We start from the raw sequence: 23,567 nt of genomic DNA, 5'->3' as shown, positions 1-23,567 counted from the left end.
AGCACTCCGCCCGAGCCGCACCGAGAACCACAGGAGCACCCCGTGACCGACGCACACACCGCAGGCCCCTTCATCGCAGCCATCGACCAGGGCACGACGTCCAGTCGCTGCATCGTCTTCGACAAGGACGGCCGGATCGTCTCGGTCGACCAGAAGGAGCACGAGCAGATCTTCCCGAAGCCGGGCTGGGTCGAGCACGACGCCAACGAGATCTGGGCGAACGTCCAGGAGGTCGTCGCCAGCGCCGTCACCAAGGCCGGCATCACCCGCGACGACATCAAGGCCATCGGCATCACCAACCAGCGCGAGACGACGCTGCTCTGGGACAAGAACACCGGTGAGCCCGTCCACAACGCCATCGTCTGGCAGGACACCCGCACCGACGCCCTCTGCCGCGAGCTGGGCCGCAACGTCGGGCAGGACCGCTTCCGCCGCGAGACCGGTCTGCCGCTGGCCTCCTACTTCGCCGGCCCCAAGGCCCGCTGGCTGCTCGACAACGTCGAGGGCCTGCGCGAGCGCGCCGAGCGCGGCGACATCCTCTTCGGCACGATGGACAGCTGGGTCATCTGGAACCTGACGGGCGGTGTCGACGGCGGCCGGCACGTCACCGACGTCACCAACGCCTCGCGCACCATGCTGATGAACCTGCACGAGATGCAGTGGGACGACAAGATCTGTTCCTCCATCGGCGTCCCGATGTCGATGCTGCCCGAGATCCGCTCCTCCGCCGAGGTCTACGGCGAGGTCACCGGCGGCACGCTCGGCGACGTGCTCGGCGGGATCCCCGTCGCCTCGGCGCTCGGCGACCAGCAGGCCGCCCTGTTCGGCCAGACCTGCTTCGCCGAGGGCGAGGCCAAGTCCACGTACGGCACCGGCACCTTCATGCTGATGAACACCGGTGACAAGGCCATCAACTCCTACTCGGGCCTGCTGACCACGGTCGGCTACCAGATCGGCGACGCCAAGCCGGTCTACGCCCTGGAGGGCTCGATCGCCGTCACCGGTTCGCTGGTGCAGTGGATGCGCGACCAGATGGGCCTGATCAAGTCGGCCGCCGAGATCGAGACGCTCGCGTCGTCGGTCGAGGACAACGGCGGCGCGTACTTCGTGCCCGCCTTCTCCGGCCTGTTCGCCCCGTACTGGCGCCCCGACGCCCGTGGTGTGATCACCGGCCTGACCCGGTACGTCACCAAGGCGCACATCGCGCGCGCCGTCCTCGAGGCCACGGCCTGGCAGACCCGCGAGATCAGCGACGCCATGACGAAGGACTCCGGCGTCGAGCTCACGGCCCTCAAGGTCGACGGCGGCATGACCTCCAACAACCTGCTGATGCAGACCCTCTCCGACGTCCTGGACGCTCCTGTGGTGCGCCCGATGGTCGCCGAGACGACCTGCCTCGGTGCCGCCTACGCCGCCGGTCTCGCCGTCGGCTTCTGGTCCAACACCGACGACCTGCGTGCCAACTGGCGCCGGGCCGCCGAGTGGACCCCCCGCATGGACGCGGACACCCGCGACCGTGAGTACAAGAACTGGCTCAAGGCCGTGCAGCGGTCCATGGGCTGGCTCGAAGACGAGGAGTAAGACCCCAGATGAACACCCCCACCCTGCAGACCGTGCCTGCCCTCGGAACGCACCCCGTCGCCGGCTCCAACCCGAGCCGCGCCGAGACCCGCGAGCAGCTTTCCAAGGCGACGTACGACCTCCTGGTCATCGGAGGCGGCATCCTGGGCATCTCCACCGCCTGGCATGCGGCGCAGTCCGGTCTCAGGGTGGCCCTGGTCGACGCCGGCGACTTCGCCGGCGCCACTTCCTCCGCTTCCTCGAAGCTGCTCCACGGCGGCCTGCGCTACCTGCAGACCGGCGCGGTGAAGCTGGTCGCGGAGAACCACTTCGAGCGGCGCGCGGTGTCCCGGAACGTGGCCCCGCACCTCGCCAACCCGCTCACCTTCTACCTGCCCGTGTACAAGGGCGGCCCGCACGGCGCCGCCAAGCTGGGCGCGGGTGTCTTCGCCTACAGCGCGCTGTCCGCGTTCGGCGACGGTGTCGGGCACCTGCTCTCCCCCTCCAAGGCCCAGCAGGACGTGCCGGAGCTGCGCACCGAGAACCTGAAGGCCGTGGCCGTGTACGGCGACGACCAGATGAACGACGCGCGGATGGCCCTGATGACCGTGCGCGCGGCCGTCGACGCGGGCGCCGTGGTCCTCAACCACGCCGAGGTCACCGGGCTGCGCTTCACCAAGGGCCGGGTCACCGGCGCCGAGCTGAAGGACCGCATGGACGGCGAGGAGTTCGGCGTCAGCGCCCGTCTGGTGCTGAACGCGACCGGGCCGTGGGTCGACCACCTGCGCAAGCTGGAGGACCCGAACGCGGCGCCCTCCATCCGCCTGTCCAAGGGCGCGCACCTGGTCATGAAGCGGACGTCGCCGTGGAAGGCCGCGCTCGCCACCCCGATCGACAAGTACCGCATCACCTTCGCCCTCCCCTGGGAGGACATGCTGCTGCTCGGTACGACCGACGAGGAGTACGAGGGCGACCCGGCGGACGTCTCGGTCACCGAGAAGGACATCGACCAGATTCTCGACGAGGCCGCGTTCTCCGTGCGCGACCAGCAGCTCAAGCGGGAGCTGATGACGTACGCGTTCGCCGGTCTGCGGGTGCTGCCGGGCGGTCCCGGCGACACCTCGAAGGCCAAGCGCGAGACCGTCGTCACCGAGGGCAGGGGCGGCATGCTGTCCGTCGCGGGCGGCAAGTGGACGACGTTCCGGCACATCGGCCGCACCGTCATGCAGAAGCTGGAGTCGCTGCCCGGCCACCCGCTCGGCGACGACTTCGAGCCGATCAAGGAGCTGCCGAAGCGGATGCCGCTCCCGGGTGTCGCCAACCCGCGCGCCGTCGCCCACCGCCTCCTGGTCGACAACCCGGCGCCCGGCCCGCGGATGGCCGCCGACACCGCCAAGCACCTGGCGACGCACTACGGTTCGCTGGCCTTCGACATCGCGCGCCTCGCGAACGAGAACCCGGAGCTGGCCGCGCGTGTCCACCCGGACGCCCCGGAGATCTGGGCGCAGGTCGCCTACGCCCGTGACCACGAGTGGGCGGAGACGGCGGACGACGTGCTGCGCCGCCGGACGACGCTGACGATCCGCGGTCTCGCGACCGACGAGATCCGCGGCAAGGTGGAGGACCTGCTCGGCAAGAAGTGATCCCGAGACGGTGGAAAGGGGCGGCTCCCACGGGGGGAGCCGCCCCTTTCGCGCTGCCATGCCGCGTACACAAGAGCGCAACGTACGGGGGCGAGGCTGAGGACATGAAGTTCCAGGTCCTCTCCATCATCGGGCACGCCCCACATCCGCTCACCGGTGAACTCCCCACCGCCGCCGACCGGTTGGCGCAGGTCGTCGACGTCGGTACGGCGGCCGAGGAGCTGGGCTACGACGCGTACGCGGTCGGCGAACGGCACGCGGGGGCGTTCCTGTCGTCGAGCCCGACGGTCGTCCTCGGAGCGCTGGCGGCGCGCACCATCCGGATCCGTCTGCTGACCGGGGTGACGGTCGTGGCGATCCTGGACCCCGTGCGGGTCGCCGAGGACTACGCGACGCTCGACCAACTCTCGCGCGGGCGGGTCGAGTTGGTCGTCGGCAAGGGCGCGGAGGCGGGTCACTTCGATCTGTTCGGGCTCGACGAGGCCCGCCAGTGGGACCTCCAGAAGGAGAAGTACGAGCTGCTGCGCCGGCTGTGGACCGAGGAGGGCGTCGACTGGGAGGGCGAGTTCCGGCCCGCCCTGAAGGGGGTGACGACGGTGCCGCGCCCCTACGCGGGACTCCCCCGGATCTGGCACGGCTCGGCGACCTCCCTCAACTCCCCCGAACTCGCGGCCAGGCACGGCGATCCGCTGTTCACGGCGAACGCGATCCAGCCGCGGGCCGCGTACGCGAAGCTGATCGACCACTACCGGGAGCGGTTCGCGGCGTACGGGCACGACCCGGCGGACGCGCACGTGGCGGCGGGGTCGGGCGGGCTGCTCATCGCGGACACGCACGAGCGGGCGGTGGCCCGCTACCGGGACCTGTACGAGGCGAAGGTCGCGCAGACCTTCAAGCCGCAGCTGGCGGGCAGGGCAGGCTACAACACGCCGTTCCGGACCATCGAGGACGCCATCGCGGACGGGCCGCAGCTGATCGGCTCGCCGCAGCAGATCATCGACAAGATCCTCGGGTACCACGAGGTGTACCGGCACGATCTGCAGTCGGTCACGGTGGACGGGTTCGGGCAGGGCACGAACGAGCAGATCGAGACCTTGCAGCGGTTCGCGGAGGAGATCGCGCCGGTGGTGCGGGCCGAGGCCCCCAGCACCCTGTGGGAGTGAGCGCTCAGCCCTCCCCTTCCGGCCCGGAGTCGACGATGGAGTGCTCCAACTTGCCGAGCAGCCGGGCCAGTTGACGGCGTTCGGACGGGGAGAGGCCGGCGAGCATCCGGTTCTCGTTGTCCAGGTGCTCGGTGAACACCTCGTCGACCTTGGCGAGGCCCGCGTCGGTGAGCCGCGAGTAGACGACGCGCCGGTCGACGGCGTCGCGCTCGCGCACGATGAGGCCGTCCTTCTCGAGGCGGTCCATGCGCAGCGTGACCCCGGCCGAGGAGACGAGGCCGGAGTCGGCGAGCTGACCGGCGGTGAGCCGGTACGGGGTGCCCGAGCGGCGCAGCGCGGTCAGCACGTCGAACCCGGCGACGGACAGCCCGTGCCGCTCGATCGACGCGTTGAGCTTGGTGTTGTACCGCAGGAACGAGCGGTGCAGCCGGGCCAGCACCTCCAGCGGAGAGGTGTCGAGTTCGGGCCGCTCGCGGGCCCAGTCCGCCACGATCTGTGTCACGGCGTCCTGCCGCGTCGCCTTCCGCTCGGCCATCCCGTCCCCTCGCGCAGCTCCCGGGTGGGCGCATGGTCGTACGCCCCTGAAAATTCTATCCCTGAAGCGATCACGTGCCGTCCACGGACGGTGGCGACGGTCAGCGGGTGCGGCGGCCGAGTACGCGGATCAGCACGACGGCGGCGAGCACGGCGGCGGCCGGGACGGCGGCCTTGCGCAGCAGGACCGGCAGCGCGGCGGCGCCGAGGTCGACGGCCTCCGGCTCGGCGGCGCCCGCCGCAAGGGGCGCCGGGGCGGTCTGCGGCGCGCTGAGCAGTTCGCGCAGCCGGTCGGCGAACTGGCCGACGATGCGGTCGCCGACCTCGGTCATGATGCCGCGGCCGAACTGCGCGGGGCGGCCGGTGATGTCGAGATCGGTGCGGACCCGTACGCGGGTGCCCGCGGGGTCGGCGGCGAGTTCGGCGGTGACGGCGGCGGAGGCGGTGCCCGCACCGCGGGTCTCGCTGCCGCTGAGGGCGAGGCGCAGGCTGCGGGCGTCCTCGTCACGGGCGACGGTGCCCTCGCCGCGGTAGCTCATCTGCACCGCGCCGACCTTGACCTTGACGCGGCCGGTGAAGGAGTCGCCGTCGAGGGTGTCGAGGACCGCGCCGGGCATGCAGGGGGCGACGCGGGCGAGGTCGTGGAAGAGCTTCCAGGCGTCGTCGGGCGCTGCCGGGACGGTGAAGGTGTGGTCGAGCTGCATGGTCGGGGTCGTCCTGTCGTGAGAATGCGGGTCGGCTGTCAGTCGGTGGGGGCGGTGCGCAGCAGGTCGCGGATGCGGCTGGGTGAGAGGGGGCCGCGGCGGACGACGACGCCGAAGGGGCGCAGGGCGTCCTCGACGGCGTTCGCGAGGACGGCCTGCGGGGCGATGGCGCCGCCCTCGCCGAGGCCCTTCACGCCGAGGTCGTTCATCGGGCTCGGGGAGTGGATCTCGTCCATGTCGAGGTCGGGGATCTCGGACGAGGTGGGCACGAGGTAGTCCATGTACGTGCCGGTGCGGGGCTGGCCGTCGGGGCCGTAGATCATCTCCTCGTAGAGGGCGCCGCCGATGCCCTGGGCGATGCCGCCGGTGACCTGGCCCTCGGCGATGAGCGGGTTGACGATGACGCCGGCGTCGTGGACGACGACGTACTGGAGGATCTCCAGCTCGCCGGTGTGCTCGTCGACCTCGACGACGGCGGCGTGGGCGCCGCTGGCGACGGCGAAGCCGGGCGGGCGGAAGTGGACGGTCTCGCTGAGTTCGGTGCCGTGCCGGCCGTCGGCGGGCTCGGGCGTGCCGGGCAGCGGGGCGCGGCCGGTGAGTTCGGCGAGGGTGAGGGTGGGCCCGTCGGCGGTCTCGGTGGTGAACACGCCGTCGGCGAGGGTGAGTTCGGCGACGGGGACGCCGAGGCGGCGGGCGGCGGCGTCGAGGGCCTTCTCGCGGACGAGTTTCCCGGCGCGGTGGGTGGCGTTGCCCGCGTTGACCAGGGCGCGGCTGGCGATGGTGCCGACGCCGAACGGGGTCTTGTCCGTGTCGCCGCCCACCACGTCGATGACGTCGAGCGGGACGCCGAGCGCGTCGGCGGCGATCTGCGCCATGGAGGTGCGGTGGCCCTGGCCCTGGGAGGGGGCGCCGATGGCCAGCTTGACGCGGCCGCTGGGGGCGACGTCGATGCGGGCGGTCTCGAAGGGGCCGAGCCCGGTCGCCTCGATGTACATCGCGTAGCCGACGCCGATGTGCTTGCCCTCGCGCTGCTCCCCCGTCGGTACGGCGACCTTGGCACGGGCCCTGCGCAGCAGCTCGGGGAAGTCTCCGGAGTCGTACGACTGGGGATTGCCGGAGCGGTCGACGAGGCCGGTGGTGTACGGCATGTCGTCGGGGCCGATGAGGTTCCGGGCCCGCAACTCGGCCGGTTCGATGCCGAGTTCGGCGGCGAGCCGGTCCATGGCGCGCTCCATCGCGAACACCGTCTCGGGTCGCCCGGCGCCGCGGTAGGGCGTGGCGAAGGCGGTGTTGGTGAGGACGCCGACGACGTCGATGTCCACGTTCGGGACGCGGTAGGGGCCGAGCAGATGGCACAGCGAGTTGTACGGGACGACGAGGCCCGTCATGTTGTACGCGCCGAAGTTGACGGTGATGCGGTCGCGGACGGCGAGCAGCTTTCCGTCGGCGTCGGCGGCGAGTTCGATGCGGTGGATCTGTTCGCGGGCGTGGCTGGCGGCGGTGAGGTTCTCGCCGCGGTCCTCGCGCCAGACGACCGGGCGGCCCAGCTCCCCGGCCGCGTAGGGGATCAGCAGCTCCTCGACGTAGAGGATGCCCTTCTGGCCGAAGCCGCCGCCGACGTCGGTGGCGATGACGCGGACGGTCTCGGAGTCGCGGCCCAGGGTATGCGCGATGGCCTCGCGGACGCGGTGCGGGGTCTGGGTGTTGGACCAGACGGTGAGCTCGGAGCTGTAGGGGTCGACGCGGGCGGCGACGGCGCGGGTCTCGATGGGTGAGGCGACGTAGCGGTGGGCGTGGAACTCCTCGCTGATCACGGTGTGCGCGGCGGCGAACGCCCGCTCGGGGTCGCCGACTTGAGTGGCGACGGCGACGGCCGTGTTGTCGGGGAGGTCGTCGTGGAGGAGCGGGGCGTCGGCGGCGAGGGCGAGGTCGGGGTCGACGAGGACGGGGAGCGGGCTGTAGCGCACCTCGATCAGTTCGAGGGCGTCCTCGGCGAGGTACCGGTTCTCGGCGAGGACGATCGCCACGGGCTGGCCGACGTAGTGGACCTTGTCGGCGGCGAGCAGCGGCATGGGGGTGACGGCGACGCGCGGGTCGAGGAGTTCGGCGAGCCGGGGCGGGGTGCGCAGCTCCTCGCGGTTGAGGAGGGCGGGAAGGTGGGCGAGGTCGGCGCCGGTCCACACGGCGACGACGCCGGGCGCCTCGCGGGCGGCCTTGACGTCGACGGAGTCGATCCGGGCGTGGGCGTGCGGGCTGCGCAGGACGGCCGCCTCGGCGGCGCCGGGCAGGTCGATGTCGTCGACGTAGCGGCCGTTGCCGCGCAGCAGCCGGTCGTCCTCGACGCGCGGGACGGGGCGGCCGATCCAGGCGCCGCTGTCGTTGCCGGTGCGGGTCATGGTCACTCCCCTCGCTTCGGGGCGTCGTGGGCGGTGCTCTCGAGGGTCTCGGGGATCTCGTACGTCTCGTCGAGGGCCTGGCCCAGGGCGCGGCGGATGTTGCGGTAGCCGGTGCAGCGGCACAGATGGCCGCTGAGGGCGTCGGCGACCTCGGTGTCGTCGGGGCGTGCGTCCTGTTCGGTCAGGGCGGTCGCCGTCATCAGGAAGCCGGGGGTGCAGAAGCCGCACTGCATGCCGTGGCACTCGTGGAAGGCGCGCTGGACGGGGGTGAGCGGCGCGTCGCCAGGTGCCAGGCTCTCGACGGTGCGCAGGTCGGCGCCCTCGCACTGGACGGCGAGGGTGAGGCAGGAGCGGACGGGGACGTCGTCGACGAGGACCGTGCAGGCGCCGCAGACCCCGTGCTCGCAGCCGACGTGGGTGCCGGTGAGCCGGAGCCGGTCGCGCAGGAAGTCGCTGAGCAGCAGCCGGGATTCGACCTGTGCGGTGACGGGCGCGCCGTTCACGGTGAGGCGTATCCCGTGCCAGCCGGAGGGTTCGGCGAGCGGCGGGGTCCGGGCGGGTCGGGGTGCGGGGATCACTGTGGTCTCCTCGGTCATCGGGTGCGCTCCCATGCGGTGGTGCAGGCGCGGCCGAGGAGGTGGGCGGCGGCCTCGCGGCGGTAGGCGGCTGTGGCGTGGACGTCGTCGGACGGGGTGAGGTGGGCGAGGGCCGCCTCCTGGGCGGCGGCGCGGGCGGCCGGGCCGCCGTCGGTGCCGGTCAGCGCCTCCTCCACGGCGGGCAGCCGGACCGGGACGGGGCCGACGCCGCAGAAGACGGCGCGGGCTCCGCTCACCCGCTCTCCGTCGCGCGACAGCAGGACGGCGATGCCGACCGTGGCGAAGTCGCCGTGTCTGCGGGTGAGTTCCTCGAACGCCCAGCCGCTCCGCTGCGGCGGCAGGACGACCTCGGTGAGCAGTTCGTCCGGTTCGACGGCGGTCTGGAAGGTGGCGACGAAGAAGTCCCCGGCGGCGACCGTACGCGTCCCGGCCGGGCCCGCGATCACGAAGCGGGCGTCCGACGCGAGGGCGGCGGTGGGGAGTTCGGCAGCCGGGTCGTGGTGGACGAGGCTGCCGCACACGGTGCCCCGGGCGCGGATCTGCGGGTGCCCGATGTGGCCGATCGCGGCGGCGAGCAGCGGCCAGCCGGTGCGGACGACGGGGTCGGCGGCGGCCCGGGCCTGGCGGACGGCCGCGCCGATGCGCAGGGCGCCGGACGCGTCGACCTCGATCCGGTCGAGGCCGGGGATGCGGGTGATGTCGACGAGCAGGCCGGGGCGGGCGAGCCGCATGCCCAGCATGGGGATCAGCGACTGGCCGCCGGCCACCACCTTGGGGTCGCGGTCCTCGTCGGCGAGCAGGGCCAGCGCCTCCGGGACGGTGCGGGGCGCGCTGTAGTCGAAGGGTGTCGGTTTCAAGCGTCTGCCACCTCGCCTCTCAGGTCAGGCCTCGATCGGCCATGTATCTAATAGCTGAAATGATTGACACTGAACTATCTTCTTGGCAAGAGGCTGCGGAGAAAGGTTCTGAAGTGATGCGTCATGTGATCGACCAGGCCGCCGCGTGGCAGGCCGACGGAGTCCGCTTCGCGCTGGCCACGGTGGTCCGCACGGCGGGCTCGGCCCCGCACCCCGCGGGCACCTCGATGCTGGTGGCCGCCGACGGGCGGGTCGTCGGCAGCGTCTCCGGCGGCTGCGTGGAGGCGACGGTGTGCGCGGTCGCCGAGGAGGTGCTGGCCGGCGCGGGGCCCGCCCGCGAGACGTACGGGGTGAGCGACGACGACCCCTTCGCGGTCGGGCTGACCTGCGGCGGGACGATCGAGGTGACGGTGCGGGAGGTGACCGCGCGCACCCCGCTCGGGCGGGTGGCTGCCGATGTCGCGGCCCGGGTGCCGGTGGCGCTGGTGACTCCGCTCGACGGGGACGGCGCGGGACTCGCGGTCGGCGCCACGGGCGTGTCGGGATCGCTCGGCGACCCGCTTCTGGACCGGGCCGCGCGGGACGCCGCCACGGGGCTGCTCGCCCGCGGCGAGAGCGGAGTCGTCACGGTCGGCGAGGCGGCGCCGGGCCCCGGCTGCGCGCCCGAACGGGCCCTGTTCGTACGGTCCTTCGGGACACCGCCCCGGCTGCTGGTCTTCGGTGCCGTCGACTTCGCGCGGCCGCTGGTGCGGATCGCCGCCCTGCTCGGGTACCGGGCGACGGTGTGCGACGCGCGGCCCGCCTTCGCGACGCCCGCGCGCTTCCCGGAGGCCGCCGAGGTCGTCACGGACCTGCCGCACCGCTGGCTCGCCGCGCACGAGGACCTGGTCGACGCGTCGACCGCGATCTGCGTGCTCACCCACGACGCCCGCTTCGACGTGCCCGTCCTGGAACGGGCGCTGCGCGGGCGGGCCGGGTACGTCGGCGCGATGGGCAGCCGGCGCACCCACGAGGACCGGCTCGCCCGGCTGCGGGACGCGGGGCTCGACGCCGTCGCCCTGGGCCGGCTGCGCTCCCCGATCGGCCTCGACCTCGGCGGGCGCGGCCCCGAGGAGACGGCCGTGTCGATCGCGGCGGAGATCGTCGCCACGCGCCGGGGCGGCAGCGGACGCCCGCTGGGCGACCTGACCGGGCCGGTGCACGCCGCGCACCCTCTTTTGAACAGTCGCTCCAAAGGAGCCGCCGGGATGGAGGTTTTGAACGTACGTTCATAAATCGCGCATCGGTGAACGCTTCGTCTAATGTGGCGCCGTGGACGCAGAGCAGGAGAAACCCCCGGAGAACGAGCGACGGCGCGGCCGCTCCCACGACCCCGAGGGCCGTCGCAGGGCCGTGCTCGAAGCGGCGCGCCGACTGTTCGCCGCGAACGGCTACCAGGGCGTCGGCATCCGGGCCATCGCCGCCGAGTCCGGGGTGACTCCGGGGCTCGTGATGGCCTACTTCGGGTCCAAGGACGGGCTCTTCCGCGCGGTCGTCGGCGAGGGCACGGGGGTCACGGCCCATGTGCTCGCCGAGGCGGGCAACGATCCGGCCGGCCTGCCCCGGGCGCTCGCCCACTCCTACCTGGACCGCTGGGACCACCTCTCCACCCAGGACCCGCTGGCCGCGCTGATCCGCTCGGCCCTCAACCACCGGCCCAGCGCCGAGCAGTTGGCCGAGATGCTGGAGCGCCTGGTGACCGGGCCGCTCACCGGCGTGCTCGGCGACTCGCCCGGGGCCCTGGCCCGGATCGGCCTCATCCGCAGCATCCTGTTCGGCGTCATCATGGAGCGCTATCTCTTCGCCCACGAGCCGGCCCGCTCCGTGCCGACGACCGAGCTGGAGCCGCTGCTCACGGCGGTGCTCGCGGCGGCGATCGGGGAGCCGGACACCGCGGCGGCTCCCCCGCCGGCCCCGGAACCCGCCCCGTCGAACCCCGACCCCACCCCCGCCCCCGCGACCGACTCCGACACCCGGGTCTTCGCCGCCCTCACCGACTGCGCCACCCGCTACCGCGCCCTGATCGGCCGGGTCGTCAAGCGGCACGGGATCGGTCTCGCCGCGTTCGACGTCCTCGCCGAGCTGCGGCGGGCCCCCTCCCGGCGCACCATGAGCGAACTCGCGGCGGCGGGTGCGGTCCGGGCCGGCGGGATGACCCAGCACGCCGACCGGCTGGCCGGCGCCGGGCTCATCGAGCGCGAGCGCGACGACCGCGACCGGCGCGTGGTGTGGCTGCGGCTGACCCCGGCGGGCCGCGACCTGGTGGACCGGGTCGCCGAGGAGCGCCGGGCCGGCGAGCGGGAACTCCTCGACCGGCTGCGCCCCGACGAGCGCCGCCGCCTCGATGTGCTCCTCGCCTCGCTGGGCCGCACGCTGGCCGAGTCCGCCGACGCCCCCTGACAGCACGACGGCGCCGGTCCCCCGCACGGGGATCCGGCGCCGCGCACCACCCGCTCAGGCGTTCAGGTCCTCCAGCGTCCGCCCCTTCGTCTCCACGGCGAACAGCGCGATCACCGCGCCGACCACGGCCACCCCGGCCAGCTGGGCGAAGACGAGGCCGAGGCTGCCGCCCGCGCCGAGGATCGCGCCGACCGTGATGGGGCCGAGGATCACCCCGAGCCGGTTCCACAGGCCGCCGAACGCCGCGCCCCTGGCCCGGTTGGAGGTCGGGTAGAGCTCGGGCGAGTAGAGGTAGAGGCCCGCGTTGATCGCGTAGACGAAGAACGTCGTGAACGACGCGAACACCGCGACCTGGAGCCCCGAGGTGACCCCGGTGAGGGCGAGGACGCCGAGCGCGAGCGCGGTGCCGCCCAGGGCCGCGACCAGCGCGGGGCGCCGGCCGATCCGGTCGATGACGAGCGCGACAACGAACGTGCCGACCAGACCCGTGAGGTTGCTCAGGAGCGTGTAGACGAGCGCCGTGGTCAGGTCCAGGCCGAAGTTCTTCGTGTACAGCGACGGCAGCCAGGTCGAGATGCCGTGATTGACGTAGTACGCGACGAACCACAGACCCGACAGCACGGCGGTACGGCGCAGATAGCGGCCGGTGAACAGGTCGCGCAGGCGGCCCCGGGTCACTTCCTCCGCGGGCGCGTCCGACGGCCGGGGCAGTGGCTCGCCGACCGCCTTCTCGACCTCCGCCTCGATCCGGGCGATGACCTGTTCGGCCTCCTCGACCCGGCCCTGCGAGAGCAGCCAGCGGGGTGATTCGGCGACCTGCCGGGGCAGCAGGACCGCGATCAGGACGGGCAGCGCGCCCAGCACGAACATCGCGCGCCAGCCGAGGTTCGGCACCACCCACACGGCGACGAGGCTGGCCGCCGCGAGCCCGGCCGGGAAGATCATCTCGTAGAGCAGGACGAAGCGGCCGCGCTTGTCGGAGCGGGAGATCTCGTTGATGTAGGTGGCCGCGACGGGGACGACGCCGCCGATGCCGAGGCCCTGGACGAACCGGAAGAGGGAGAACAGTTCGATCCCGTTCGCCAGGGCGACGGCGAGGCTGGCGACGCCGGTGATCCCCACGCCGAGCGCGACCGTCCGCACCCGGCCGATCCGGTCGCCGAGCCAGCCCGCGACCAGCGCGCCGAGCAGCATGCCGATGGAGCCCGCGGTGACCGCGAAGGTCGCCTGCCCCGTCGAGAGGTTCCAGTCCTTGGTCAGGACGGGCAGGGCGGAGGCGGCCAGGAGCTGGTCGAAGGCCTCGAAGAACGTCACGGCGCCGATCAGGAATCGGACCTTGACGTGCCAGCGGGAGTGCGGCAGCCGTTCGAGCCTGGCCGCGATCGAGCCGAGGCCCTGGGTGCCGGCCACAGTCGTCATAGAGGGGGTCCTTCCGCGAACACGCGAGACAGGGGAGTTCCGCAGACAGTAGGAGCCGACACCTAAGCGGTCAATGGTTAGGCACTTAGACATGTAGAGAGTGACGCCACCGCCACCTGCGCGTAACTGATGCTGCACAGCGGGGAGTCCGCCCAGAACGGGCATCGCGATCAAGGGTCTTGCGGAGAATCATTTAAGCGCTTAGATTTCTAGCACTTCAGCGATTCCGCATCTGCTCCCCCTGCCCCGCCCGCTCCGCCTTCTGCGCTCCGGAGGTCCCGCCGTGCCCCACCACCTCACCGAGATCCTCGTCGCGGGCCGGTGGCGACGCGGCGGCGGCGAGCCCGTCGAGACCGTCGACCCGGCCACCGGAAAGGTCCTCGCCACGGTGCACTCCGCGTCGGCCGAAGAGGTCGACGAGTCGGCGCGGGCGGCGGCGGAGGCCGTCGCCGATCCGGCCTGGCGCGACCTGCTCCCCCATCAGCGGGCCCGACTCCTCCACCGCATCGCGGAGTTGACGGAGGAGGCGGCCGACGAGCTGGCCGCGATCCAGACCGCGGACACCGGCAAGACGCTCACCGAGACGAAGGCCCTCGCTCTCAGCGCGGCCGGTACGTTCCGGTACCTGGCGGCGGCGCTGGAGACCGCCGAGGACGCCCTCACCCCGGCGCGCGGCCCGTACGTCACGATGAGCGTGCACGAGCCGATCGGAGTCGTCGGCGCCATCAACCCCTGGAACTCGCCGGTCGCGAGCGACGCGCAGAAGATCGCCCCGGCGCTCGCGGCGGGCAACGCGATCCTGCTGAAGCCGGCCGCCTGGACCCCGCTCGTCTCCCTCGCGCTCGGCCGCGTCATCACCCGCGCCCTCGACGAACTCGGCCTGCCCACCGCCCTTTTGTCGGTGCTGCCCGGCAGCGGCCGGGTGGTCGGTGACGCGGTGGTGCGGCATCCGCTGGTCGGCCGGATCGGGTTCACCGGCGGCACGGAGACCGGCCGCTCCATCGCCGGGATCGCCGCGCAGAAGCTGATCCCCGCCTCGCTGGAGCTGGGCGGCAAGTCGCCGACCATCGTGCGGGCCGACGCCGACCTCGAACAGGCCCTGGCGGGGGTGATGTTCGGGATCTTCTCCTCCAGCGGGCAGTCCTGCATCGCCGGTTCGCGGCTCTTCGTGGCCCGCGAGATCCACGACGCGTTCGTCGCCGAACTCGTCGCCCGCGTACGGAAGCTGCGGGTCGGGCCCGGCACCGCCCCGGACACCCAGGTGGGTCCGCTCGTCCACCACAGGCACCGGGACGCGGTCGCCGCGTACGTGGACCTGGCCCGCTCGGAGGGCGCCGAGGTGCTGTGCGGCGGCGCCGCACCCGAGGGGCCGGAATACACCGACGGCGCGTACTACCTGCCCACCGTCCTCACCGGACTGCCGAACTCGGCGCGCACCTGCCAGGAGGAGATCTTCGGCCCGGTCCTGGTGGTGCTGCCCTACGACGACGAGGACGACCTGGTCGCCCAGGCCAACGACTCCGTGTACGGGCTCGCCTGCGGCATCTGGACCCGCGACCATCGGGCCGCCTGGCGCCTCGCCCGCCGGATCGACGCGGGCACCGTCTGGATCAACACGTACAAGCAGTTCAGCGCGTCCACCCCGTTCAGCGGGATGAAGGACAGCGGACTCGGCACGGAGAAGGGCCGGGACGCCATCCGCGCCTACCAGCGCCAGAAGTCCCTGTACTGGGGCACCTCCGACGCCCCGCTCCCCTGGGCCAACTGACCATGTCTGCAACGGAGTACCCGATGTCCCACCCCCCGATCGCCCGGCTGCGCGCGCTGCGCTCCGTCGAACTGCTCACCCCCTCCTTCACCGAGGCCACCGACTTCTACGAGGACGCCTGGGGCCTGGAGGTCGTCGAGGCCGAGCAGGGCGCGAGCTGGCTGCGCGGCACCGGCGAGGAGCACCACGCCCTCCAGCTGACCCGGTCCGAGCGCACCGGCCTCGGCCGGCTCGTGTTCGCCGTCGCCACCCCCGCCGAGATCGACGAGGCGGCACGGCGGCTCGACGCGCGCGGCATCGTGCCGGTCGCCGGTCCCGGCCCGCTCGACCAGGTCGGCGGCGGCTACGGCCTGCGCTTCCACGACCACGAGGGCCGGCTCGTCGAGCTGTCCGCCGACACCTGGGCGGTCGCCCCGCGCGGCCGGGACGCCGCGATCCCGGTCGGCGTCACCCACACCGTCCTCAACACCCCGGACATCGACGCGGCCGTCGCCTTCTACCGCGACGTGCTCGGCCTGCGCGTCTCCGACTGGTCCGAGCACCAGATGGCGTTCCTGCGCTGCAACGCCGACCACCACTGCATCGCGTTCAACCAGGCCGAGTGGGTCTCCCTCAACCACGTGGCGTACGAGATGAGTTCGGTCGACCACTTCATGCGCGGCCTGGGCCGGCTCCGCCACCACGGGATCGTCCCGCAGTGGGGTCCCGGGCGGCACGGACCCGGGAACAACACCTTCTCCTACTTCACCGATCCGACCGGCCTGGTCTGCGAGTACACCTCCGAGGTCGCGCAGGTCGTCGAGGACCGGTGGATCGCCAAGGTGTGGCGGCGGGTGCCCGAGCTGTCCGACCTGTGGGGCACGGCCGGGCCGCCGTCGAAGGAGATCCGCTGTCACATGGCCGGCAACCCGGAAGGACCCCTCGCATGACCAGCACCCTCAAGGTCGGACTCGTCGGCTGGGGCGCCATCGGCCGCGTCGTCGGCACCGTCCTCGCCGAACAGGGCATCGCGGGAGCGGAGTTGACGTGCATCGTCGACAACCGCCCGCTCGGCGAGGCGGCCCCGGCGCCGCAGGTCGCCTTCGAGGAGGCCATCGAAGCGTGCGACCTGATCGTGGAGGCGGCGGGCCAGGGTGTCGTACGGGAGTGGGGCGAGCGCGTCCTCACCTCCGGCACCGATCTGCTGGTGGCGTCCACCGGGGCGCTGACCGACGAGGAGTTGGCCAAGCGGCTGCTCGCCGCCGGTCCCGGCCGGGTGTACTTCACCGGTGGCGCGGTCGGCGGCCTCGATCTGCTCCAGGCGGTGCGCGCCCTCGGCCCGCTGGACGACGTACGGCTCACCACCACCAAGCTGCCCTCGACCCTCGAACAGCCGTGGATGGAACCCGAGTTGCTGGACCGGATGCGTGCGGCGTCCGGGCCGGTCGAGGTGATGAGCGGGACCGCGCGCGACGTGCCGGTGAAGTTCCCCAAGTCGACCAATGTCGCGGCCTCGGTCGCGCTCGCCGTCGGCGACCTGGACGCTGTGCGGGTCCGGGTCGTCGCGGATCCGGGCGCCACCCTGACCCGGCACGTCGTCGAGGCGTCCGGCGAGCACGGCGCGTACCGCTTCGAGGTGGCGCACCGGCCCGACCCGGGGAACCCGGCGACCAGCCAGGTCGTGCCGTACGCGGTGCTGCGCTCACTGGCGGCGCTGGCCGGACGATCGGGGCAGATCCTGTGAGCGTCCACCTGGAAAGCGCGGGCGCGGACGGCCCGCTGCTGCTCTGCCTGCACGGCATCGGCTCCTCGTCGGCGGCGTTCGCCCCGCAGCTCGCCGGGCTCTCCGGGCACGCGCGGGTCGTCGCCTGGGACGCGCCCGGGTACGGCAGGTCGGACGATCCGGAAGGCCCGCTGGACCTCGACGGGTTCGCCGACGCGGCCGCCGACGTGATCCGCTCGCACGGCACCTCGGCCCATGTGCTCGGGGTCTCGTGGGGCGGCGTGATCGCGCTGCGGCTCGCCACCCGCCACCCGGACCTCGTCGACTCCCTGATCGTCGCCGACTCCAGCGCGGGCTCCGGCACCGACGAGGCCAAGGCCGCCGGGATGCGGGCGCGCGCCGCCGAGCTCGCCGAGGCCGGGCCGCGGGCCTTCGCCGAGAAGAGGGGCCCGCGCCTCGTCTCCGACCTGGCGCCCGCCGCGCTCGTCGAGCGGGTCGTCGACACCATGGCCGGCGCGGTGCGGCTGCCCGGCTACAGGTACGCCGCCGAGTCGATGGCCGGCGCCGATCTGCGCCCCGAACTGTCCGCCGTCACCGCGCCCGCGCTCGTCGTGTGCGGCGACCGCGACACGGTCACCGGCGTCGAGGCCTCCCAGGTCCTCGCCGGTGGCCTGCACAAGACCGCCTACGTGATCGTCAAGGACGCCGGTCACCTGGCCAACCAGGAACAGCCCGAGCGGTTCAACGCCTGGGTCCTGTCCCATCTGCACATCGTCACCAACGCCCGCACGCAGCGGGCCCGGAAGGGCTGATCACCATGCCGCTGACCACCACCGAGTACGACAACGCCGGCGACCTCGCCGCGTACACCGACTCCCTCATCGCCACGAAGGACTCCCGGGTCGCGGACTTCGACACCCTGTCCTTCCAGGAGAAGGCGGGCCCGCAGTTCCGTCGCGGCCAGATCCGCTACGTGGGCTCCGGCGCCACCGGCAACCACGAGGGCGACAAGCGGATCCTCCCGTCCGGCGGCTTCACCTTCTCCAACATGCTGCTCCAGCCCGGCGCCGAGGGCCCGGCCCACACCCACCACGACGTCGAGGAGGCGTTCTTCGTCCTGGAGGGCCGGGTCCGCGTGGGCATCCACCGCGGTCCGGACGAGGTCGAGTACCGCACCCTCGGCTACCGCGACATGATCGTGGTGCCCGCCGGCGTGACCCGCTCGCTGAAGAACGAGGGCGACACCGACGCCCTGTTCTGCGTCGTCATCGGCACGCAGAAGCCGCAGGTCCCGTCGTACCCGGAGTACTCGCCGATGCACGGCGTGACCCGTGACTGACGCTCCTCTGGTCGTCGTGACCGGGGCGGGCCGTGGCCTGGGACTGGCCATGGCCCGCCGGGCCGGCGAGGACAGCTTCCGGGTCGTCGTCGCCGAGGTCGACACCGAGCGCGGCACGGAGGCGGCGGCCGGGCTGCGGGCCGACGGCATCGACGCGCACTTCGTGCGGTGCGACGTCGCCGACCCGGACTCCGTCGACGAACTCGCTTCAGCCGTAGGGAACTTGGGTCCGCTGTACGGGCTCGTGAACAACGCGGCGCTCGCCAACGGCGTCGGCGGCAAGGAGTTCCAGGACATCGACATCGCCGCCTGGGACCGGCTGATGGCGGTCAACGCACGCGGCCCCTGGCTCGTCGCGAAGGCCCTGCACCCGCTGTTCGGAGCGAGCGGACGCATCGTCAACATCGCCTCGGACGCCGCCCTGTACGGCTCCCCGCGGCTCGCCCACTACATCGCCTCCAAGGGCGCCGTGATCGCCCTCACCCGGGCGATGGCCCGCGAACTCGGCGAGCGCGGCATCACCGTGAACGCGCTGGCGCCCGGCCTGACCGAGGGCGAGGCGACCGAGACGGTCCCCGCCGAGCGGCACGGCCTGTACGCCGCGAACCGGGCGATCTCGCGGCCCCAGCAGCCGGACGACCTGACCGGGCTCGCCGCCTTCCTCCTCTCCGAGGAGTCCCGCTATCTGACCGGACAGGTGATCGCCGTCAACGGCGGATTCACCATGAACTGATCGACGAAGGACACACGCTATGGATCTGGGCCTCGCCGACCGGACCTATGTGGTCACCGGAGGCAGCTCGGGCGTCGGCCTGGCCACGGTCCGCGCCCTGCTGGACGAGGGCGCGAACGTCGCCACCTGCGGCCGCGACGCCGACCGGCTCGCCCGCGTCGGCCGCCACGACCGGCTGTTCACCGCCGCCTGCGACGTGCGGGACGCCGACGCCGTACGGGACTTCGTGACGGCCTCGGCCGACGCGTTCGGCGGCCGCGTCGACGGGCTCGTGAACAACGCCGGGCAGTCCCGGATGAAGCGGCTCGACGACACCACCGCCGACGACTGGCGCGACGAACTGGAGCTGAAGTTCGCGGGCGTCCTCCACCCGCTCCAGGCGGCCCGCAAGCATCTCGCCGCGTCCGACGCGGCGTCCGTCGTCAACGTCAACGCGGTGCTCGCCAAGCAGCCCGAGACCCGCCTGATCACGACGAGCGCCGCCCGCGCCGGCATCCTCAACCTCTCCAAGTCCCTCGCCACGGAACTCGCCGCGGACGGCATCCGGGTCAACTCGGTCTGCCTGGGCCTCGTCGACACCGGCCAGTGGACGCGCCGGCACGCCGCCGCCGACTCCGGCCTCTCCTACGAGGACTGGCAGGCGGAGCTGGCCGCGGACCGGGGCATCGCGCTCGGCCGGCTCGGCCGCGCCGAGGAGGTCGCGTACGCGATCGTCGCGCTGCTCTCGCCGCGCGCCTCGTACATCACCGGAACCAGCATCGACGTCTGCGGCGGAGTCGGCCGCGGCATCCTCTGAGGAGCTCGCATGAAGTACGCCGATGGAGGCGCCCTCCTCGTCGCCGTTCTGAAGGAACTGGGCATCGACACGGTCTTCGGGATCGTGTCCGTGCACAATCTGCCGCTGGTCGAGGCCGTCGACCGCGAGCTGCGCTTCGTCCCCGTGCGGCACGAGGCGAGCGCCGTGAACGCCGCCGACGCCTACGGGCGGGCCCGCGGCTCGATCGGCTGCGCGCTCACCTCGACCGGGACGGGCGCGGGCAACGCGGCCGGGTCGCTGATCGAGGCGCTCGCGTCCGGCACGTCCGTGCTGCACGTCACCGGTCAGGTGGAGAGCCGGTTCCTGGGCAGCGGGCGGGGGTTCATCCACGAGACGAAGGACCAGCTCGGCATGTTGACCGCCGTCTCCGCGCACGCGGCCACGGTGGGCTCCGCCGACGAGGCGGGACGCGTGCTGCGCGAGGCCGCCCGCGCCGCGCTGGCCTCGCCGGGCGGCCCGGCGAGCGTCGAGTGGCCGATCGATCTGCAGTACGCGGCCCAGACGGACACCGTGAGCGAGGTACCGGCCGCCGCCCTTCCCCTCGCGGACGTCGCGGACGCTGCGGCGCTGCTGCGCGCGGCCGAGCGACCGCTGATCTGGGCCGGCGGCGGCGCCACGCGGGCCCGCGACGAACTGGCCGCGCTCGTCGGGGCGACCGGCGCGGGGCTGCTCACCTCCAACTCCGGGCGCGGCGCGGTGCCCGAGGACCACCCGCAGGTCATCGGCAACTTCGCCACCACGCCCGCGGTCCGCGCTCTGCTCGCCGACGCGGACCTCCTCCTCACCGTCGGCACCCACTTCCGGTCGAACGAGACCGCCGACTACGGACTCGAACTCCCCGCCGCGCACGTGCAGATCGACATCGACGCCGCCGCGCTCGGCCGGGTCTACCCGGTCGCGCACGCCCTGCACGGCGACGCCGCCGCCACCCTCGGCGCGCTGCTCCCCCACGCGCGGCGGGCCGACCCGGACTGGACGCGCCGCGTCACCCGGGTGCGTACCGAGGTGCGCGCGACGCTCCACGACAACATCGGCCCGCAGGCCGCGATCTGCGACGCGCTGCGCGCCGCGCTCCCCCGGGACGCGGTCGTCGCCCGCGACGTCACCATCCCCTCCAGCAGCTGGGGCAACCGGCTTCTGGAGATGTACGACCCGCGGGCCAACGTCTTCCCGCGCGGCGGCGGCATCGGGCAGGGCCTCGGCATGGGCATCGGCGCCGCGCTCGCCGACCCGGAGCGGCCGACGGTCGTCATCGCGGGCGACGGCGGGCTCGCCGTCCATCTCGGGGAACTCCTCACCCTCGCCCAGGAACGGCCCCGGCTGACCCTGCTGGTCTTCAACGACGGCGGGTACGGCGTGCTGCGCAACATGCAGGACCGGTACGCGGACCGCCGCTCCGGCGTGGATCTGACCACGCCCGACTTCGAACTCCTCGCCCGCTCCTGCCGGTTGCCGTATCTGCGGATCGCGGACGCCGACCACGCCGCGCCCGTGATCCAGGAGGCCGTCGCCGCGGACGGACCGGTGCTCGTCGAGGTGGACCTGGCGGCGCTCGGCCCGATGAAGAACCCGTTCACCCCGCCCGTGAAGATCCCCGGCACGTAAGGAGGCCCCACCATGACCGACTCCGATCGTCGACTGGAGCTGCTGGTCCGGCGGATGACCTGGGAGGCCGACGGCGTCCTCTCCGTCGAGCTGACCCACCCCTCCGACCAGTTGGACAAGCCGCTGCCCGGCTGGGCGCCGGGCGCCCACATCGACGTGCACGTGGGCGGGCAGATCCGTCAGTACAGCCTGTGCGGCGACCCGGCCGTCACCGGCACGTACCGGATCGGCGTGCTCAACGAGCCCGCGTCGCGCGGCGGTTCGCGCCACGTCCACACCGCGCTGCGGCCCGGCCAGACCGTCACCGTCTCCGAGCCGCGCAACCACTTCGCCCTGGAGGACGCCGGCGGCTATGTCTTCGTCGCGGGCGGCATCGGGATCACCCCGATCCTCGCCATGGCCCGCGAGGCCGCCCGTCGCGGGGCGCGCTGGCGCCTGGTGTACGGCGGGCGCGGCCGCGCCTCCATGGCCTTCACCGACGAGCTGGCCGCGCTGGGCGGCGACGTGACGCTCGTACCGCAGGACGAGCGGGGCCACATCGATCTGGCGGCCGCGCTCGACGGGCTGCCCGACGACACCCTCGTGTACTGCTGCGGGCCCGAACCCCTGCTCGCCGCCGTCGAGGCGGTCTGCCCGGCGCCGGTGCTGCGCGTCGAGCGGTTCGCGGCGCCCGTCGTCGAACGGGACGCGGAGGACGGGGAGTTCGAGGTCGAGTGCCGCACCTCCGGGCTCACCCTCACCGTCGGCGCCGACACCTCGATCCTGGCGGCCGCCGAAGAGGCCGGCCTCGACGTCGCCAGCTCCTGCCGGGACGGCATCTGCGGCTCCTGCGAGACACGGGTCCTCGACGGCGCCGTCGACCACCGCGACTTCCTGCTCTCGGAAGCCGAGCACACCGCGAACGCCTCGATGATGATCTGCGTCTCGCGCTGCGCCGCCGGCTCCCGCCTCGTCCTCGACCTCTAGCCCCTGGGAGCACTTCCATGACCACCACCGAGACCTGGCCGTACCTGGAGATCCACCAGTCCCGCACCCACGAGCCGTCGCCCTACGAGCTGAAGCTGGCCGCCACCCTCGAAGAGGTCTTCACCAAGGACGGCCACGAACTCGCCGACGTCATCCGCGGACTGAACGCCCGTCAGATCCCCGCGCCGGACGGCGCCGCGTGGACCGAGGACTCCTTCCGCGCCGAGATGCACCGACTGGGAGCGTGACCGCCATGACCCCGAAAGCACCCGCCCTGACCGCCGACCACCTGTACGCGACGGGCCTGCGCGGCCAGTGGCACCCGGTCGTCCCCTCCTCGTTCGTCGCACCCGGCGCGATGCGCAAGGTCACCGTCCTCGGCGAGCAGTGGCTGCTGTTCCGCCGCTCGGACGGCACGCTGAGCATGCTCGCCGACCGCTGCCCGCACCGCGGCGCCCCGCTCTCGCTGGGCAAGCACCTGGGCGACCGGGTGGCCTGCTGGTACCACGGCGTGGAGATCGGGACCGACGGCACCGTCTCCTCCGTGCCCGGCCTGCCCGGCTGCAACCTGGAGGGCAAGCAGCTCGTCGTCTCGCTGCCCGTCAAGGAGGTGTCCGGCGCCGTCCTCGCCTACTTCGGCACCGAGGAGCAGCCGACTCCGGTCGAGCTGACGCTGCCCGAGCCGCTGACCGACCCCGGCACCGAGGCGATCCTCTGCTACGCCGAGTGGAACGTGCCGTGGCGGTACGCCGTCGAGAACCTGCTCGACCCGATGCACGGCGCGTTCCTGCACCACGACTCGCACACGATGTTCGACGGTGACACCACCGCCAAGTTCCGCATCCGCGAGACCGACCGCGGCTACTTCTTCGAGAAGACCGACCAGCGCGGCGTCAACTTCGACTGGGTCGAGCTGTGCCGCACCGGTGTGGACTGGGTCGACCTGTCGATCCCGTACCCGCCGTCGGCCGGACCCGGCGGCCCGTTCGGCATCGTCGGCATGGTCCGCCCGGTCGACGCGGAGCGCTGCGCCGTCTTCTTCTGGCGCTACCGCACGGTCCAGGGCTGGGAGCGCGACACCTGGCGCTTCCTCTACAAGACCCTGATCGAGCAGCGCCACTGGGACGTCCTGGAGCAGGACCGGGTGATGCTGGAGGCGATGCCGTCCGACGCCGACCAGCGGGAGAACCTGTACCAGCACGACCTCGGCGTGGTCCGGCTGCGCCGCATGTACCGCGGGGGCGCCGAGGCCCAGGCCACCGCCTGAGCCCCGGGCCCTCGGTAAGGGCGCGGCCAGGGCATCCCCCGTACGCCCATAATGGTCCG

Annotated in this window: 22 protein-coding genes; 16 read left to right on the top strand and 6 right to left on the bottom strand. The window is 72.9% G+C overall.

Annotated elements, in window-relative coordinates:
• Positions 1–42 precede the first annotated feature (42 nt).
• The 3 genes from glpK (at position 43) to ABZ930_RS09965 (ending at position 4,366) form a co-directional block, all read left to right on the top strand.
• Positions 43–1,581, top strand: a complete 1,539-nt coding sequence (gene glpK, locus ABZ930_RS09975) for a glycerol kinase GlpK (protein ID WP_361544433.1) — start codon at positions 43–45, stop codon at positions 1,579–1,581.
• An 8-nt stretch (positions 1,582–1,589) separates the two neighbouring features.
• The gene (locus ABZ930_RS09970) at positions 1,590–3,203 is read left to right on the top strand and encodes a glycerol-3-phosphate dehydrogenase/oxidase (protein ID WP_361544430.1); all 1,614 of its coding nucleotides are present in this window, start codon (positions 1,590–1,592) and stop codon (positions 3,201–3,203) included.
• A gap of 104 nt (positions 3,204–3,307) precedes the next feature.
• Positions 3,308–4,366 carry an LLM class flavin-dependent oxidoreductase gene (locus tag ABZ930_RS09965; RefSeq protein ID WP_361544427.1) on the top strand — a complete coding sequence of 353 codons (1,059 nt, stop codon included), beginning with the start codon at positions 3,308–3,310 and terminating at the stop codon, positions 4,364–4,366.
• A gap of 4 nt (positions 4,367–4,370) precedes the next feature.
• Here the strand turns inward: ABZ930_RS09965 and ABZ930_RS09960 are convergent, their stop codons facing one another.
• The 5 genes from ABZ930_RS09960 to ABZ930_RS09940 form a co-directional block, all read right to left on the bottom strand.
• Positions 4,371–4,901, bottom strand: coding sequence for a MarR family transcriptional regulator (locus ABZ930_RS09960; protein WP_361544424.1), 531 nt, complete (start codon positions 4,899–4,901; stop codon positions 4,371–4,373).
• Between the two features lie 100 nt (positions 4,902–5,001).
• Positions 5,002–5,604: an SRPBCC family protein gene (locus ABZ930_RS09955; protein ID WP_361544421.1), complete on the bottom strand. Its 603-nt coding sequence runs from the start codon at positions 5,602–5,604 to the stop codon at positions 5,002–5,004.
• Positions 5,605–5,642: 38 nt separating this feature from the next.
• Positions 5,643–8,000, bottom strand: coding sequence for a xanthine dehydrogenase family protein molybdopterin-binding subunit (locus ABZ930_RS09950; protein ID WP_361544418.1), 2,358 nt, complete (start codon positions 7,998–8,000; stop codon positions 5,643–5,645).
• A gap of 2 nt (positions 8,001–8,002) precedes the next feature.
• A complete protein-coding gene (locus ABZ930_RS09945; RefSeq protein ID WP_361544415.1) occupies positions 8,003–8,596 on the bottom strand; it encodes a (2Fe-2S)-binding protein in 594 nt (197 codons plus the stop codon).
• Positions 8,593–9,453 (bottom strand): xanthine dehydrogenase family protein subunit M, encoded by an 861-nt coding sequence (locus tag ABZ930_RS09940; RefSeq protein ID WP_361544412.1) that lies wholly within the window; start codon positions 9,451–9,453, stop codon positions 8,593–8,595. Before ABZ930_RS09940 ends, ABZ930_RS09945 begins: the two co-directional genes overlap by 4 nt.
• Positions 9,454–9,569: 116 nt before the next feature.
• Here ABZ930_RS09940 and ABZ930_RS09935 point away from each other — a divergent pair, with 116 nt between their 5' ends.
• Complete coding sequence (locus ABZ930_RS09935; RefSeq protein ID WP_361544409.1) at positions 9,570–10,727, top strand: XdhC/CoxI family protein; 1,158 nt, start codon at positions 9,570–9,572, stop codon at positions 10,725–10,727.
• A 37-nt stretch (positions 10,728–10,764) separates the two neighbouring features.
• Positions 10,765–11,892 carry a TetR family transcriptional regulator gene (locus ABZ930_RS09930; RefSeq protein WP_361544406.1) on the top strand — a complete coding sequence of 376 codons (1,128 nt, stop codon included), beginning with the start codon at positions 10,765–10,767 and terminating at the stop codon, positions 11,890–11,892.
• Positions 11,893–11,946: 54 nt separating this feature from the next.
• Here the strand turns inward: ABZ930_RS09930 and ABZ930_RS09925 are convergent, their stop codons facing one another.
• A complete protein-coding gene (locus tag ABZ930_RS09925) occupies positions 11,947–13,311 on the bottom strand; it encodes an MFS transporter (protein WP_361544403.1) in 1,365 nt (454 codons plus the stop codon).
• A gap of 283 nt (positions 13,312–13,594) precedes the next feature.
• Here ABZ930_RS09925 and ABZ930_RS09920 point away from each other — a divergent pair, with 283 nt between their 5' ends.
• Genes ABZ930_RS09920 through ABZ930_RS09870 form a run of 11 tightly spaced genes read left to right on the top strand, consistent with a single transcriptional unit; the run spans position 13,595 to position 23,508 of the window.
• The gene (locus tag ABZ930_RS09920; RefSeq protein WP_361544400.1) at positions 13,595–15,079 is read left to right on the top strand and encodes an aldehyde dehydrogenase; all 1,485 of its coding nucleotides are present in this window, start codon (positions 13,595–13,597) and stop codon (positions 15,077–15,079) included.
• Positions 15,080–15,102: 23 nt separating this feature from the next.
• Positions 15,103–16,008, top strand: a complete 906-nt coding sequence (locus tag ABZ930_RS09915) for a VOC family protein (protein ID WP_361544397.1) — start codon at positions 15,103–15,105, stop codon at positions 16,006–16,008.
• Positions 16,005–16,802: an aspartate dehydrogenase domain-containing protein gene (locus ABZ930_RS09910; protein ID WP_361544394.1), complete on the top strand. Its 798-nt coding sequence runs from the start codon at positions 16,005–16,007 to the stop codon at positions 16,800–16,802. Before ABZ930_RS09915 ends, ABZ930_RS09910 begins: the two co-directional genes overlap by 4 nt.
• Positions 16,799–17,593, top strand: a complete 795-nt coding sequence (locus tag ABZ930_RS09905; RefSeq protein ID WP_361544391.1) for an alpha/beta fold hydrolase — start codon at positions 16,799–16,801, stop codon at positions 17,591–17,593. Before ABZ930_RS09910 ends, ABZ930_RS09905 begins: the two co-directional genes overlap by 4 nt.
• A gap of 5 nt (positions 17,594–17,598) precedes the next feature.
• On the top strand, positions 17,599–18,120 hold the full coding sequence (locus tag ABZ930_RS09900) for a cupin domain-containing protein (RefSeq protein ID WP_361544388.1): 522 nt from the start codon (positions 17,599–17,601) through the stop codon (positions 18,118–18,120).
• Entirely contained in the window at positions 18,113–18,853 is a 741-nt protein-coding gene (locus ABZ930_RS09895) for an SDR family oxidoreductase (protein ID WP_361544385.1), read from the top strand. The genes ABZ930_RS09900 and ABZ930_RS09895 overlap by 8 nt, the downstream gene beginning before the upstream one ends.
• Positions 18,854–18,872: 19 nt before the next feature.
• Entirely contained in the window at positions 18,873–19,649 is a 777-nt protein-coding gene (locus ABZ930_RS09890) for an SDR family oxidoreductase (protein WP_361544382.1), read from the top strand.
• Positions 19,650–19,658: 9 nt separating this feature from the next.
• Positions 19,659–21,275, top strand: coding sequence for a thiamine pyrophosphate-binding protein (locus ABZ930_RS09885; RefSeq protein WP_361544379.1), 1,617 nt, complete (start codon positions 19,659–19,661; stop codon positions 21,273–21,275).
• Positions 21,276–21,287: 12 nt separating this feature from the next.
• On the top strand, positions 21,288–22,241 hold the full coding sequence (locus ABZ930_RS09880; protein ID WP_361544376.1) for a PDR/VanB family oxidoreductase: 954 nt from the start codon (positions 21,288–21,290) through the stop codon (positions 22,239–22,241).
• A 17-nt stretch (positions 22,242–22,258) separates the two neighbouring features.
• Positions 22,259–22,489, top strand: a complete 231-nt coding sequence (locus ABZ930_RS09875; RefSeq protein ID WP_361544374.1) for a recombinase-like helix-turn-helix domain-containing protein — start codon at positions 22,259–22,261, stop codon at positions 22,487–22,489.
• Between the two features lie 5 nt (positions 22,490–22,494).
• Positions 22,495–23,508, top strand: a complete 1,014-nt coding sequence (locus ABZ930_RS09870) for an aromatic ring-hydroxylating dioxygenase subunit alpha (protein ID WP_361544371.1) — start codon at positions 22,495–22,497, stop codon at positions 23,506–23,508.
• Positions 23,509–23,567: the final 59 nt, after the last annotated feature.

Origin of the sequence: Streptomyces sp. NPDC046716 (assembly GCF_040645755.1) — a bacterium.
Taxonomy (GTDB): domain Bacteria; phylum Actinomycetota; class Actinomycetes; order Streptomycetales; family Streptomycetaceae; genus Streptomyces.
The sequence above is the reverse complement of the archived record's forward strand: the minus strand, read 5'-3'. Positions and strand labels throughout refer to the sequence as shown.

Coding starts and splice junctions, on each gene's coding strand:
- ABZ930_RS09955 (WP_361544421.1), bottom strand. CDS start 5,604: ATGCAGCTCGACCACACCTTCACCGTCCCGGCAGCGCCCGACGACGCC.
- ABZ930_RS09900 (WP_361544388.1), top strand. CDS start 17,599: ATGCCGCTGACCACCACCGAGTACGACAACGCCGGCGACCTCGCCGCG.
- ABZ930_RS09915 (WP_361544397.1), top strand. CDS start 15,103: ATGTCCCACCCCCCGATCGCCCGGCTGCGCGCGCTGCGCTCCGTCGAA.
- ABZ930_RS09885 (WP_361544379.1), top strand. CDS start 19,659: ATGAAGTACGCCGATGGAGGCGCCCTCCTCGTCGCCGTTCTGAAGGAA.
- ABZ930_RS09890 (WP_361544382.1), top strand. CDS start 18,873: ATGGATCTGGGCCTCGCCGACCGGACCTATGTGGTCACCGGAGGCAGC.
- ABZ930_RS09945 (WP_361544415.1), bottom strand. CDS start 8,596: ATGACCGAGGAGACCACAGTGATCCCCGCACCCCGACCCGCCCGGACC.
- ABZ930_RS09965 (WP_361544427.1), top strand. CDS start 3,308: ATGAAGTTCCAGGTCCTCTCCATCATCGGGCACGCCCCACATCCGCTC.
- ABZ930_RS09910 (WP_361544394.1), top strand. CDS start 16,005: ATGACCAGCACCCTCAAGGTCGGACTCGTCGGCTGGGGCGCCATCGGC.
- ABZ930_RS09935 (WP_361544409.1), top strand. CDS start 9,570: ATGCGTCATGTGATCGACCAGGCCGCCGCGTGGCAGGCCGACGGAGTC.
- ABZ930_RS09970 (WP_361544430.1), top strand. CDS start 1,590: ATGAACACCCCCACCCTGCAGACCGTGCCTGCCCTCGGAACGCACCCC.
- ABZ930_RS09870 (WP_361544371.1), top strand. CDS start 22,495: ATGACCCCGAAAGCACCCGCCCTGACCGCCGACCACCTGTACGCGACG.
- ABZ930_RS09875 (WP_361544374.1), top strand. CDS start 22,259: ATGACCACCACCGAGACCTGGCCGTACCTGGAGATCCACCAGTCCCGC.
- ABZ930_RS09925 (WP_361544403.1), bottom strand. CDS start 13,311: ATGACGACTGTGGCCGGCACCCAGGGCCTCGGCTCGATCGCGGCCAGG.
- ABZ930_RS09960 (WP_361544424.1), bottom strand. CDS start 4,901: ATGGCCGAGCGGAAGGCGACGCGGCAGGACGCCGTGACACAGATCGTG.
- ABZ930_RS09880 (WP_361544376.1), top strand. CDS start 21,288: ATGACCGACTCCGATCGTCGACTGGAGCTGCTGGTCCGGCGGATGACC.
- ABZ930_RS09950 (WP_361544418.1), bottom strand. CDS start 8,000: ATGACCCGCACCGGCAACGACAGCGGCGCCTGGATCGGCCGCCCCGTC.